This window comes from Tardiphaga sp. OK245 (assembly GCF_900108575.1).
Lineage (GTDB): Bacteria > Pseudomonadota > Alphaproteobacteria > Rhizobiales > Xanthobacteraceae > Tardiphaga > Tardiphaga robiniae.
The window spans coordinates 986120-1000167 of the sequence record NZ_FNWZ01000003.1 but is presented as its reverse complement, the minus strand read 5'-3'; the positions used below and the strand labels follow the sequence as shown (position 1 = coordinate 1000167).

Annotated in this window: 12 protein-coding genes; 11 read left to right on the top strand and 1 reads right to left on the bottom strand. The window is 61.7% G+C overall.

What is annotated here, in order from left to right:
- Positions 1–13 precede the first annotated feature (13 nt).
- Positions 14–1852, bottom strand: coding sequence for an IlvD/Edd family dehydratase (locus tag BLW80_RS17335; protein ID WP_093758876.1), 1839 nt, complete (start codon positions 1850–1852; stop codon positions 14–16).
- Between the two features lie 234 nt (positions 1853–2086).
- Here BLW80_RS17335 and BLW80_RS17330 point away from each other — a divergent pair, with 234 nt between their 5' ends.
- The 11 genes from BLW80_RS17330 (at position 2087) to BLW80_RS17280 (ending at position 14046) form a co-directional block, all read left to right on the top strand.
- A complete protein-coding gene (locus tag BLW80_RS17330) occupies positions 2087–3154 on the top strand; it encodes an ABC transporter ATP-binding protein (RefSeq protein WP_089267200.1) in 1068 nt (355 codons plus the stop codon).
- 73 nt (positions 3155–3227) lie between these two features.
- A complete protein-coding gene (locus BLW80_RS17325) occupies positions 3228–4553 on the top strand; it encodes an ABC transporter substrate-binding protein (RefSeq protein WP_093758875.1) in 1326 nt (441 codons plus the stop codon).
- A gap of 97 nt (positions 4554–4650) precedes the next feature.
- Positions 4651–5064, top strand: a complete 414-nt coding sequence (locus tag BLW80_RS17320; protein ID WP_170849690.1) for a RidA family protein — start codon at positions 4651–4653, stop codon at positions 5062–5064.
- 70 nt (positions 5065–5134) lie between these two features.
- Entirely contained in the window at positions 5135–6094 is a 960-nt protein-coding gene (locus BLW80_RS17315; protein WP_089267202.1) for a carbohydrate ABC transporter permease, read from the top strand.
- A complete protein-coding gene (locus tag BLW80_RS17310) occupies positions 6087–7004 on the top strand; it encodes a carbohydrate ABC transporter permease (RefSeq protein ID WP_089267203.1) in 918 nt (305 codons plus the stop codon). Before BLW80_RS17315 ends, BLW80_RS17310 begins: the two co-directional genes overlap by 8 nt.
- 164 nt (positions 7005–7168) lie before the next feature.
- Entirely contained in the window at positions 7169–8155 is a 987-nt protein-coding gene (denD, locus tag BLW80_RS17305; protein WP_093758873.1) for a D-erythronate dehydrogenase, read from the top strand.
- A gap of 7 nt (positions 8156–8162) precedes the next feature.
- The gene (locus tag BLW80_RS17300; RefSeq protein ID WP_244528282.1) at positions 8163–9086 is read left to right on the top strand and encodes a sugar kinase; all 924 of its coding nucleotides are present in this window, start codon (positions 8163–8165) and stop codon (positions 9084–9086) included.
- A gap of 13 nt (positions 9087–9099) precedes the next feature.
- Entirely contained in the window at positions 9100–9762 is a 663-nt protein-coding gene (gene eda, locus BLW80_RS17295) for a bifunctional 4-hydroxy-2-oxoglutarate aldolase/2-dehydro-3-deoxy-phosphogluconate aldolase (RefSeq protein ID WP_093758871.1), read from the top strand.
- A gap of 49 nt (positions 9763–9811) precedes the next feature.
- A complete protein-coding gene (locus BLW80_RS17290) occupies positions 9812–10981 on the top strand; it encodes an acetyl-CoA acetyltransferase (RefSeq protein WP_093758870.1) in 1170 nt (389 codons plus the stop codon).
- Positions 10982–11010: 29 nt separating this feature from the next.
- Positions 11011–12543 carry a class I adenylate-forming enzyme family protein gene (locus tag BLW80_RS17285; RefSeq protein WP_093758869.1) on the top strand — a complete coding sequence of 511 codons (1533 nt, stop codon included), beginning with the start codon at positions 11011–11013 and terminating at the stop codon, positions 12541–12543.
- Between the two features lie 279 nt (positions 12544–12822).
- Positions 12823–14046: a CaiB/BaiF CoA transferase family protein gene (locus BLW80_RS17280; protein WP_170849689.1), complete on the top strand. Its 1224-nt coding sequence runs from the start codon at positions 12823–12825 to the stop codon at positions 14044–14046.
- Positions 14047–14048: the final 2 nt, after the last annotated feature.

The window sequence follows — 14048 nt, the reverse complement described above, 5'->3', positions numbered from 1 at the left end:
GACGACCGAGGGATTAGTGATTATGCCGCGCCGTCCCGACCGTGCCGGCGATATCGCGATAGCGCGTTGCCAGCTCAAGGCAGGCGCCGGTGGCCTGCTGGCCGACGGTGTTGCGGTAGAGTTCTTGCCACGGCGTCTGGTTGGCCGGATGCTTGAAGCCGCCATTGGCCATCAGTTCGGCGCGACGTCGCTTCAGCTCCTCGTCGGAGATCAGGATATTCGCCGAGCCCTTGTTGAGATCGATGCGCACCTTGTCGCCCGTTTTCAGGATTGCGAGGCCCCCATTGGCTGCCGCTTCAGGTGTCGCGTTGAGGATCGACGGTGAGCCGGATGTGCCCGACTGCCGGCCATCGCCGATGCAGGGCAGGGAGAGAATGCCGCGTTTGATCAGCGCAGCAGGCGGCTGCATGTTCACGACTTCCGCGCCGCCGGGATAGCCGATCGGGCCGGTGCCGCGCACGAACAGGATGCAATGCTCGTCAATATCGAGCGAGGCGTCGTCAATGCGGTCGTGATAATCCTCCGGCCCCTCGAACACGATGGCGCGGCCTTCAAATGCGTTCGGATCCTTCGGATTGATCAGATAGCGATCGCGGAATTCCTTGGAGATCACCGAGGTCTTCATGATCGCGGAATCAAACAGATTGCCGCGCAGGACGAGGAAGCCGGCATCAGCCACCAGCGGCTTGTCATAGGACCAGATGACGTCGTTGTCCGGTTTGGGCGAGGCGGCGCAATTTTCCCCCATGGTCTTGCCGTTCACCGTGATCACATCCTCATGGATGCGCTTGTGCTTCATCAGCTCGCGGACCACCGAAGGCACACCACCGGCGCGATGATATTCCTCGCCGAGATAGAAGCCGGCCGGCTGCATGTTGACCAGCAGCGGTACGTCATGGCCGAATTTCTGCCAGTCGTCGATATCGAGTTCGACGCCGATATGACGCGCCAGCGCGTTGATATGGATAGGGGCGTTGGTCGAGCCGCCAATGGCAGAGTTGACCACGATGCAGTTCTCGAACGCCTTGCGCGTCAGGATGTCCGACGGTTTGAGGTCCTCCCACACCATGTCGACGATACGGCTGCCCGTCTCATAGGCAATCTGGCCGCGCTCACGATAGGGCGCCGGAATCGCCGCGCAGCCGGGCAGTGACATGCCCAATGCTTCGGCCAGCGAGTTCATCGTCGACGCGGTGCCCATGGTGTTGCAATGGCCGACCGATGGCGCTGAGGACGCGACCAGCGTCATGAATTCTTCGTAGCCGATCTCGCCGGCGGCCAGCCGCTCACGCGATTTCCACACCACGGTGCCGGAGCCGGTGCGTTGGCCTTCATGCCAACCATTCAACATCGGCCCGCCGGACAACACGATGGCGGGCAGATTTACGGTAGCCGCTGCCATCAAGCAGGCAGGCGTGGTTTTGTCGCAGCCGGTTGTCAGCACCACGCCATCGAGCGGATAGCCGAACAGGATTTCCACAAGGCCAAGATAAGCAAGGTTGCGATCAAGCGCCGCAGTCGGTCGCTTTCCGGTTTCCTGAATCGGATGTACCGGGAATTCCATCACCAGACCGCCGGCGGCGGTAATGCCTTCGCGTACGCGCTTGGCGAGTTCGAGATGATGGCGATTACAGGGCGACAGGTCGTTGCCGGTCTGCGCAATGCCGATGATCGGCTTGCCGGACTGCAATTCGTGACGCGTCAGGCCGTAGTTCAGATAGCGCTCAAGATAGAGTGCAGTCATTCCGGGATTGTGGGGATCGTTGAACCATTCGCTCGAACGAAGTTTGCGCTTGGTTGCCTTTGCAGGCGAGGTCCCCGCAGTCGGCGTGGACGAAGTCGGCTTGGTCATCATTTCTCCCGCAGCGCACACTTTATATTCTGGTGCGTCGTCTCTTTTGATTGGTCACGAATGTTTGCACGCCACTGGCTGCTTCGCAACGTTTGCATCTGCGAAGTTTTTCTACGACTATGATCCAACGACACGCCGCCAGAAAATCTGGTAGGATGTCAGACAAGTAAGAACAGGCGGCTCCGGCAATCGGAGGACGCAGTCTCTAAAATGGGACATTTGGGAGGGAAATGTATGGCGTCCGTGCAGATTCACGACGTTCGTAAGTCTTTTGGCGGTTTTGAGGTTCTCCACGGCGTGTCGGTCCCCATCGAGGATGGCCAATTCGTGGTTCTGGTTGGGCCATCCGGCTGCGGAAAATCCACATTGCTGCGCATGTTGGCGGGCCTGGAGAAGATCACGTCCGGAACGATTTCGATCGGCGATCGCGTGGTCAATGATGTCCAGCCGAAAGAGCGCGACATCGCCATGGTGTTCCAGAATTACGCGCTGTATCCGCATATGACGGTTGCCCAGAATATGGGCTTTTCGCTCAAGCTGCGCGGCGCCGACAAAAGCGAGATCGATCAGAAGGTCAATCGCGCCGCCGATATTCTCGATTTGAGGCGATTGCTTGAGCGTTTCCCCCGGCAGTTGTCGGGTGGTCAGCGCCAGCGCGTGGCCATGGGCCGCGCCATTGTGCGTGACCCGCAGGTGTTTTTGTTCGACGAGCCACTGTCGAATCTCGATGCCAAGCTGCGCGTCGCCATGCGCGCCGAGATCAAGGAACTGCATCAGCGCCTCAAGACCACGACGGTCTATGTGACGCATGACCAGATCGAGGCCATGACCATGGCCGACAAGATCGTGGTGATGCAGGACGGCATCGTCGAGCAGATGGGCGCTCCATTGGAGCTCTACGATCGTCCCGAGAACAAGTTCGTTGCGGGCTTCATCGGATCGCCCGCGATGAATTTCCTCGAAGGCACGCTGAAGGTGAATGGCGGCCAGCCCTGGGTGGAAACCGCCAATGGCGCGAAGCTGCCGATCACGGCAGCGCCTGCGGCAGGGAACGACAAGGCTGTCACTTACGGCATTCGTCCCGAGCATCTCGAATTCGCCGATGACGGCATCGAGGCCGAGGTCGTGGTGGTCGAGCCGATGGGGTCGGAGACTCAGGTCGTCGCACGTATCGGCACCCAGGACATCATCGCGATCTTCCGTGATCGACGTCCGGTCGCGCCGGGCGACAAGATTCATCTCAGGCCGCGCGCGAATTCTGCGCATCTGTTCGACAAGGAGACCGGCAAGCGCGTCAACTGACGCGCTTTTCCGCCAAATCAATTTCAAAACATTGGTCGATCAACGAACCAATATTACAGGGAGAAGACGAAAGATGACTGGATTTACACCGGATCGCCGATCTCTGCTCAAGGGCGGCGCGATCACGCTTGCTGCTGCGGCGACCATGTCCGCGGATCAATTGCTGGGCTACGCAAAAGCCTGGGCGCAGGCCTCACAGTGGAAGCCGGAAGCCGGCGCCAAGATCAACCTGCTGCGCTGGAAGCGCTTCGTCGAAGCCGAAGACGTGGCCTTCATGAAGATCGTCGATGCCTTCCAGAAGGCGACCGGCGTCACCATCTCCGTCTCCAACGAATCCTATGACGACATTCAGCCGAAGGCTTCGGTCGCGGCGAATACCGGGCAGGGCCTCGATATGGTCTGGGGCCTGTACTCCCTGCCGTTCCTGTTCCCGACCAAGTGCATGGACGTCTCTGACGTCGCCGACTATCTCGGCAAGAAGAACGGCGGCTGGGCCGAGTCCGGCAAGCAATACGGCATGTATAACGGCAAGTGGATCGGCGTTCCGGTTGCTGCCACCGGTGGCCTCGTAAACTACCGCGTCGCTGCTGCGGAGAAGGCCGGGCACAAGACGTTCCCGAACGATCTCGCCGGTTTCTCGGATCTCGTGAAGGGCATGAACAAGAACGGCACGCCGGCGGGCATGGCGCTCGGTCATGCGTCGGGCGATGCCAATGGCTGGGTACACTGGGCGCTATGGGCTCATGGCGGCAAGCTGATCGACAAGGACAACAAGGTCACGATCAATTCTCCGGAGACTGCAAAGTCGCTGGAATATGTGAAGGGCCTCTATGACAACTTCATTCCGGGCACCGCGTCGTGGAACGACTCGTCGAACAACAAGGCATTCCTCGCTGGCCAGCTGCATCTGACCACCAACGGCATCTCGGTCTATGTGACCGCGAAGAAGGAAGCCCCGGCGATTGCCGAAGACATGAACCATGCACATTTGCCCGTCGGTCTGGACGGCAAGCGGCGTGAGCTTCATCTTGGCTTCCCGATCCTGATCTTCTCCTTCACCAAGTTCCCGCAGGCTTGCAAGGCGTTCACCGCCTTCATGATGGAGCCGGAGCAGTTCAATCCATGGGTCGAGTCAGCCCAGGGTTACCTGTCGCCGTTCCAGCTCGCTTTCGAGAAGAACCCGATCTGGACTGCCGATCCGAAGAACACGCCATATCGCGACGTGGCTTCGACGGCATCGACCCCGGCGGGCGAAGCGCAGATGAGCGAGAATGCGGCGGCGGCGATCGCCGACTTCGTGGTCGTCGACATGTACGCCAATTACTGCACGGGCCGCGAGGACGTGAAGACCGCGATGTCGTCTGCCGAGCGCGCGGCGAAGCGCATCTTCCGCGCCTGAGGACGACCTTGCCGGCGCGGAGCGACCCGCGCCGGCAACTCTCCGAGCAGCCGTGAATTTCGTTTCACAAAAGGCTGCCTGAACGATGGGAATGGGAATGCCAGAGATCGACTACAAGACTGTTCTCCCGGAAGGCTGGGCGCGGCCGCGCGGTTTCGCGCATGCGGTGGTGGCCGGCGGCACGCGGAGCATCCGCATCTCCGGTCAACTCGGCAAGCAGAACGGGCAGGGCGAGGTCGCCGCGGAATCCGACTTCGGAACGCAGTGGCGCTACGCGATGGAGAATCTCGTCACCGTGCTGAAGGCAGCGGGCGGCGAACCAAAGCAAATCGTGATGTTGCGCGCTTATGTGACCGACATCAACGCATTCAAGACGTCCGGCCCCGCCATAGGCGAAGCCTGGGGCGCGACGCTCGGCAAGCATTTTCCAGCAATGACACTGGTTCAGGTTTCCGCTCTGATCGATCCGCACGCACGTGTCGAGATCGAGGGCGAAGCGATCCTGCCGTAACCGGATCATGACGCATGACTGACTGCACTACATCAGACCGAAGCCGACATCCGACTGGAGCTATTTTGCAATGACCACGATCCAGACATCGATGCCGGGGGCGGGGAAAGTGATTCCCAGATCCTCGGCCTGGGACCGGCTGCGGATCAACCGCAACTGGCTCGCACTGTGGTTCATGCTGCCGGCCGCGGCATTCCTGCTGCTGTTTCTCGCTTACCCACTGTTCCTCGGCGTCTGGATGAGCTTCACCGACGATCGTATCGGCCGCGGCGGCGTGTTTGTCGGCCTCGAAAACTACGAGTGGCTGAAGGACGACAGCATCTTCTGGCTCTCGGTGTTCAATACGCTGCTCTATACGATCGTCGCCAGCGCCATCAAATTCGCCGTCGGCCTCTATCTGGCGCTGCTGCTCAACCGCCACATGCCGTTCAAGGCGCTGATCCGCGCCGCCGTGCTGATCCCCTTCATCGTGCCAACGGTGCTGTCGGCCATCGCGTTCTGGTGGATCTACGACTCGCAGTTTTCGATCATCTCGTGGTCGCTGATCAAAATGGGCCTGATCGACCACAACATCAATTTCCTGGGTGACAGCAACTGGGCGCGCGCCAGCGTGATCTTCGCCAATATCTGGCGCGGTGTGCCGTTCGTCGCGATTACATTGCTGGCGGGCCTGCAGACCGTATCGCCGTCACTCTATGAAGCCGCGACGCTGGATGGTGCAACCTCGTGGCAGCGCTTCCGCTTTATCACCTATCCGCTGCTGACGCCGATCATCGCGGTCGTGATGACCTTCTCGGTGCTGTTTACGTTTACCGACTTCCAGCTGATCTGGGCGCTGACCCGCGGCGGTCCGGTGAATGCGACGCATCTGATGGCGACGCTGAGCTATCAGCGCGGCATCCTTTCCGGGCGTCTGGGCGAGGGCGCAGCCATCGCCACCGCCATGATCCCGTTCCTTCTGGCAGCCATCGCCATTTCCTGGTTCGGCATGCAACGCCGCAAGTGGCAGCAAGGCACTGACAATGACTGATCACGCCGTCGATCACCGCACAGCCGTCGCGCCGACCGTCGAGAAAGACGATCACAGCGAGGGCATGGCCTATCTGGAGTCGCTGCCGAGGCGCATCGTCACGCTCTACATTCCGCTGTTCATCATCGTGGTGATCCTGCTGTTCCCGTTTTATTGGATGGCGCTCACCTCAATCAAACCGGACGAGCAATTGATCGACATGGAGCGGTTCAATCCGTTCTGGGTGATCAAGCCGACCTTCAAGCACATTCAAAAGCTGCTGTTCGAAACCAACTATCCGCAGTGGCTCTGGAATACGATGTATGTGGCAGCGGCTTCGACATTTTTGTCGATCGTCGCCAGTGTGCTCGCCGCTTATGCGATCGTGCGGCTCCGCTTCCGTGGTGCCGAGACGGTCGGCGCGCTGATCTTCATGGCCTATCTCGTGCCACCGTCGATCCTGTTCATCCCGCTGGCGTCGGTCATCCAGGCTTACGGCCTGTTCGACTCGCCGCTGTCGCTGATCCTGGTCTATCCGACGCTGCTGATCCCGTTCTCGACCTGGCTCTTGATGGGCTATTTCAAGACCATACCGTTTGAGCTCGAGGAATGCGCCCTCATCGATGGCGCCTCGCGCTGGCAGATCCTGGTCAAGATCATCATCCCGCTCGCGGTGCCCGGTCTGATCTCGGCCTTCATCTTCTCGTTCACTTTGTGCTGGAACGAGTTCATCTATGCACTGACCTTCCTGCAATCGACGCAGAACAAGACCGTGCCGGTGGCCATCGTCAACGAATTCGTCGACGGCGACATCTACAAATGGGGCTCGCTGATGGCCGGCGCGCTGGTTGGCTCGTTGCCGCTGGTGATCCTGTATGCTTTCTTCGTCGAGCACTATGTGTCGGCGATGACGGGCGCGGTGAAGGAGTAGGCGGCTTACCCAATGTACCGCCCTCATCCTGAGGAGCGGTCGTCTTCGACCGCGTCTCGAAGGATGGCCGTAGTCTCATTCATGGTTCGAGACGGCGCCAAAGAGGCGCCTCCTCACCATGAGGGCCAGAGTTGAACCCAAGAACAACAAGAAGGAGTTTTCCCTTGCACATCCTCATCCTCGGCGCCGCCGGCATGGTTGGCCGCAAGCTCACAGAGAAACTGGTTCGCGACGGTCGTCTGGGCAATCGCGACATCACCCGCATGACCCTGCAGGATGTGGTGGCGCCGGCAAAGCCCGCGGGCGCGTCGATCCCGATCGAACTGGTGACGTCGGACTTCGCCGACTCCAAGACGGCTGCGCCGCTGGTCGCCCACAAACCGGAGGTGATCTTCCATCTCGCCGCCATCGTATCGGGGGAGGCGGAGGCCGATTTCGACAAGGGCTATCGCATCAATCTCGACGGCACCCGCTACCTGATTGACGCTATTCGCACCATCGGCGGCGGTTACAAGCCGCGGCTGGTCTTCACCTCGTCCATCGCAGTGTTCGGCGCGCCGTTCCCCGACAAGATCGGTGACGAGTTCATTCACACGCCGCTGACCTCTTACGGCACGCAAAAGTCGATCTGCGAAATGCTGATCGCCGACTACACCCGCAAGGGCTTCCTGGACGGCATTGGCATCCGCCTGCCGACCATCTGTGTCCGTCCGGGCGCGCCGAACAAGGCCGCCTCCGGTTTCTTCTCCAACATCATCCGCGAACCGCTGGCCGGCAAGGAAGCCATCCTGCCGGTGTCCGAGGATGTCCGCCACTGGCACGCGTCGCCGCGCTCTGCCGTCGGCTTCCTCGTTCACGCCGGCACCATGGATCTTCAGGCCATGGGCCCGCGGCGTAATCTCAGCATGCCCGGCATGTCGGTCACCGTCGGCGAGCAGATCGCCGCACTGGAGCGCGTGGCCGGCAAGAACGTCGTTGCCCGTATCAAGCGCGAGACCGATCCCGTCATCACCGGCATCGTGTCGGGCTGGCCGCGCGATTTCGACACCGCACGCGCGCTGAAGCTCGGCTTCACCACGGCCGAGAAAACCTTCGACGATATCATTCGCATCCATATCGAGGATGAACTCGGCGGCAAGTTCGTCGATTGAGGCCACCATGCGGATCGCCAGCATCGGCGAATGCATGATCGAGCTGCGTCAGATGCCGGGTGGGTACCTGACGCGGTCCTTTGGCGGCGACACGCTGAACACTGCAGTCTACCTTGCTCGGCTTGGCGCCGAGGTCGATTACATCACCGCGCTCGGTGACGATCCGCTCAGCGACGAGATGATTGCCGGCTGGCAGGCCGAGGGCGTTGCCACCGAGCGGGTGATGCGCCTCAAGGGCAAACTGCCCGGCCTCTATATGATCGAGACCAATGATGCGGGCGAGCGCCGTTTCTATCACTGGCGCGATGCGTCAGCTGTCCGCAGCTTGCTAAGTCTACCCGAGACCGACGCGCTGCTGTCCGCGCTCGCGGACTATGATCTGATCTATCTCTCGGCGATCACGCTGTCGCTGTTCGACGTTGAGGGCCGTGATCGCCTGATTGCGGCGCTTCAACATGCGCGCGGCGCAGGTGTCCGCGTCGCCTTCGATACCAATTTCCGCGCCCGCGGCTGGCCCGATCTCGATCTGGCGCGCGCCGCGTTTCAGGATGCTTTTGCGGTCTCCGATATCGTGCTGGCCTCGGTCGAGGACTTGTTGCCGCTCTATCCCGGCGAGGCCGAGGAAAGGCTACTGTCGCGCGTTGGAGCAGATGAAGTGGTGCTCAAGCTCGATACCCCCGCGAGCATCATACGGGATCACGGCCAGCCGCAGCGTGTCGAGGCCAGCCCTGTCAGTGGCGCGGTGGTCGATACCACCGCGGCCGGCGACAGTTTCGCTGCTGCCTATCTGCATGCACGTCTGAGCGGCGTTCAGCCTGTCGCCGCAGCACAGGCAGGTCACTATCTCGCCGGCACGGTCGTCTGCCATCCCGGCGCGATCATCCCGCGCGAGGCGATGCCCGATATGATCGCGTTCGACACACCCTCATGAGAGGACCATCCGCATGAACAAGCCTCTCGATATCGGTCAACGTCAGGACCATCTGCGAAAGCTGCTGAAGGCAGCATTCGTCGTTCCCGTGCTCACGATCGAACGTGTTGCCGACGCCGTACCGCTGGCGCGGGCACTGGTCGCCGGCGGTATCCGCACGCTGGAAATCACCTTGCGCACCGATGCCGCGGTGGAGGCGGCGAAGGCCGTCATCGCCGAAGTGCCGGAGGCTATTGTTGGCATCGGCACGGTGCTCACGCCGGCGGATTTTCAGAAGGCCTATGCCATCGGCGCGCGCTTCACGGTCAGTCCCGGCGCGACGCGCGAATTGCTGGACATCGCAGCGTCCAGCGATCTGCCGTTCCTGCCGGGCGTCGCCTCGGCCTCGGAACTGATGCAGGCGCTCGAACGCGGTTTTGATGTGCTCAAGTTCTTCCCCGCGGAACAGGCCGGTGGCATCGCGATGCTCCGCGCCTGGGCGGGACCGTTTCCGGATGTCAGGTTTTGCCCCACGGGCGGAATCGGCGAGGCCAATGCGGCGAGCTGGCTCAGCGAGCCGATGGTTCTGGCGGTCGGCGGGTCCTGGATCTGTCCGTCGTCAATGATACGTTCTGGCGATTGGGCAGGCATAACGGCCATGTGCGCGCGGACCATGAAAAGCCTGCAAGCGCCATGAAGCCGGGCTATAACGGGCCCAATATTTGAAATCGATCAGGGAGACGACCATGACTGCCAGCATCGTTGGTTGGGCGCATATGCCTTTCGGAAAATTCGACGCCGAGACCGTCGAGAGCATGGTGGTTCGGGTCGCGACCGAAGCCATGGCCGATGCGGGCATCTCCGCCAGTGACGTCGATGAAATCGTGCTCGGCCATTTCAATGCCGGCTTCTCGCCGCAGGACTTTACCGCGTCGCTGGTGCTGCAGGCCGATCCGGCGCTGCGTTTCAAGCCCGCCACCCGCGTCGAGAATGCCTGCGCCACCGGTTCGGCCGCCGTGCATCAGGGCATCAAGTCCATCGCCGCCGGCGCTGCCAAGATCGTTCTCGTGGTCGGTGTCGAACAGATGACCCGCACGCCGGGTCCCGAGATCGGCAAGAACCTGCTTCGCGCGTCCTATCTGCCTGAGGACGGCGAGACACCTGCGGGCTTCGCCGGCGTGTTCGGCGGCATCGCGCAAAAATACTTCCAGAAATATGGCGACCAGTCCGATGCGCTGGCGATGATTGCCGCCAAGAACCACGCCAACGGCGTCCACAATCCCTATGCGCAGATGCGCAAGGATGTCGGCTTCGAATTCTGTCGCTCCGAGAGCGACAAGAATCCGTTCGTTGCGGGCCCCTTGAAGCGCACCGACTGCTCGCTGGTATCCGACGGCGCCGCGGCATTGGTGCTGACGGACTCCGAGACCGCCAAGACCATGGGCAAGGCGGTCAACATCAAGGCCACCGGCCATGCGCAGGATTTCCTGCCGATGTCGAAGCGCGACATCCTTCAATTCGAGGGCTGCACTGTGGCCTGGCAGAAGGCGTTGAAGACCGCCGGCGTCGAGATCGGCGACCTCTCTTTCGTTGAGACCCATGACTGCTTCACCGTCGCCGAACTGATCGAATATGAAGCCATGGGCCTGACGCCGCGCGGGCAGGGTGCACGCGCCATCAAGGAAGGCTGGACCCAGAAGGACGGCAAGCTGCCGGTCAATCCGTCGGGCGGCCTGAAAGCCAAGGGCCATCCGATCGGCGCCACCGGTGTGTCGATGCATGTGCTGAGCGCGATGCAATTGCTGGGTCAGGCACCCGAGGGCATGCAGATCAAGAATGCCAAGCTGGCCGGCATCTTCAATATGGGCGGCGCCGCAGTGGCGAACTATGTCTCGATCCTCGAGCCCGCAAAGTAACGCGCGGGCGACGCCGAGAAAAACGTACAATGAATGTCGCACAATGGCTGGCGTCGTCGGCGCGTCTGCATCCGCAGGCGCCGGCGCTGCTGACCGGCACCACGGTCCAGGCTGACTACAAAACCTTTGCGCGCCGCGCCGCGGCTATCGGTGCTGGCCTCGTACGCGATTACGGCATTCAGCCCGGCGACCGCGTCGCATTGTTCATGTCGAATGCCACGCAATATCTCGAATGCATGTATGCGGTGTGGTGGATCGGCGCTGTCGTCATCCCGATCAATGCCAAGCTGCATGGCCGCGAGGCCGCGTGGATCTGCGACAATGCCGGCGCGAGGCTGGCCTTTGTCGACGACGACAGCCGGTCGGCACTGGTTCAGGTCGAGGAAGACCTGCCAACCGGCATGCAGATGCTGTCTATCGATAGCGAGACGTTTCACGAATTGCAGCATGGCGAGCCGGCCGGGATGGGGCCGCTGTCCCGTGACGACAACGATCTCGCCTGGCTGTTCTACACCTCCGGCACCACTGGGCGGCCGAAAGGCGTGATGCTCAGCCATGGCAATCTGGTGGCCATGTCCATGTGCTATCTCGCCGATGTCGATCAGGTCCACCAAAAGGACGCCATCCTCTATGCCGCGCCGATCTCGCATGGCGCCGGTCTCTATAATTTCATCCATATCCGTATGGCTGCCCGCCACGTCGTGCCGGAGAGTCAGGGCTTCGAGCCGGACGAAGTGCTCGATCTCGGCAAGCAACTCGGCGATGTCGCGATGTTTGCAGCACCCACCATGGTGCGCCGTCTGGTCGATGCGGCGAAGAAGCGTGGCGAGAGCGGCGAGGGCATCCGTACCATCGTCTATGGCGGCGGGCCGATGTATCTGGCCGACATCCGCGACGCCATTGCCACCATGGGGCAACGCTTCGTGCAGATCTACGGCCAGGGTGAATCGCCGATGACGATCACGTCGCTGCCGCGCGCCTTCCACGCCGATAGCGAACACCCGCGCTATCTCGAACGCCTCGCTTCGGTCGGCCCGGCGCAAAGCGTGATGTCGGTGAGGATCACCGATGCCGATGGAAAGCCTTTGCCGGTTGGCGAAACCGGCGAGGTTGAAGCCAAGGGGCCCGCTGTGATGCTCGGCTACTGGAACAACGACAAGGCCAATGCCGAGACATTGAAGGACGGATGGCTCCGCACCGGCGATGTCGGCCGGCTCGACGAAGACGGCTTTCTCACGCTGTCCGATCGCTCCAAGGACGTCATCATTTCCGGCGGTACCAATATCTATCCGCGCGAGGTCGAGGAGGCGCTGCTGACGCATCCCGCGGTGCGGGAAGTGTCGGCGATTGGCGTGCCCGAGCCGGACTGGGGCGAGGTCGTGGTGGCCTGTGTGGTGCTGGAGCCCGGCGCATCCGCCGACGATGCTGCGCTCGACGCGCATTGCCTCGCCAATATCGCTCGCTTCAAACGCCCGAAGCGCTACGTCTACCTGGATGCGCTGCCGAAGAACAATTACGGCAAGGTGCTGAAAACCGAGCTGCGGGAGATGATGAAGGCGTGAACTCCTCTGTCGTCACCCGGCCGTGCGCGCAATTGCGCGCTAGGACCGGGTGACCCAGTACACGCGATGGCCCTGAGTTTACTGGATCGCCCGGTCAAGCCGGGCGACGACAGGCGGAGAGTGGGGCGGTCCAGCGCGCTACCATCCCGCTTGTACCGGCTTCCCGCGCATACGGCTCCGCGTCTGGCGCCCTTGCGCCTGCAAAGCCGCTCCCGCTAAGACGAAGCCAACAGGGGCGCTATCGGCGCCCGACCACACGCGTTTCGGGAGCAAACGACTTTGACGGGACCACTTCACGGGATCAGGATCATCGACATGACCTCGGTGATGATGGGGCCTTACTGCACCCAGACGCTGGGTGACTACGGCGCTGATGTCATCAAGGTGGAGTCTCCCGATGGTGATGTGGTCCGCAGCATCGGGCCGATGCGCAATCCCGGCATGGGGCCGATTTTCCTGAATACCAATCGCAGCAAGCGCTGCGTCTGCATCGACCTCAAGAAGGAAGAGGGGCGCGGGGCGCTCCTGAAATTGGTCGCGACGGCCGACGTGCTGGTCTACAATGTTCGCCCGGCGGCGATGGCGCGGCTCAATCTCGGCTATGAGGTCATGGCCAAGATCAATCCGCGGCTGATCTATGCCGGCGTGTTCGGCTTCAGCCAGGCCGGCCCCTATGCCGCCAAGCCCGCTTATGACGACCTGATCCAGGGCGCCACCGCGCTCCCGGCGCTCAATGCGCGGATATCAAGTGATGGCGTGCCGCGCTATGTGCCGAATGCGCTGGTCGATCGCATCGTCGGGCTCACGGCGCTTGGCGCCATCCTTGCCAGCGTTGTGCATCGCGACAAGACCGGCGAGGGCCAGCGCGTCGACATCCCGATGTTCGAGACCATGGCGAGCTTCATGATGGGCGACCACATGGGCGGCCTCACTTACGATCCGCCGCTCGACAAGGGCGGCTACGGCCGTCACCTGTCGCCGGACCGCCGGCCGTACCAGACTTCGGACGGCTATATCTGCGCGATGGTGTATAACGACAAGCAGTGGAAGAGCTTCCTCAAGCATGTCGGCCGCGAAGAACTGTTCGACGATCCGCGCTTCGCGACCTTCCCGCAGCGCATCCAGCATATCGACACGGTGAATGCCGAATTGTCGCGCATCTTCAAGACCAGGACGACGGCGGAATGGGCCAAGCTGCTCGATGACGCCGACGTGCCGTCAACCCCGATGCACACGCTCGAAAGCATGATGCAGGACCCGCATATGCTGGCGACCGACTTCTTCCAGCAGGTCGAGCATCCGACCGAAGGCGCGATCCGCAGCATGAAGGTGTCGGCGACGTGGTCGAAGACTCCGGTCAATCCGACGCGCCTTGCCTCGCATCTCGGCGAGCAGAATGCCGAGGTGCTGGCCGAGGTCGGCTATACGGCCGAGCAGATCGAGAAAATGCACAAGGATGGTGTGCTCCGACAGGCCGCTATCCCAGATACGTCGGAGCTGTAACG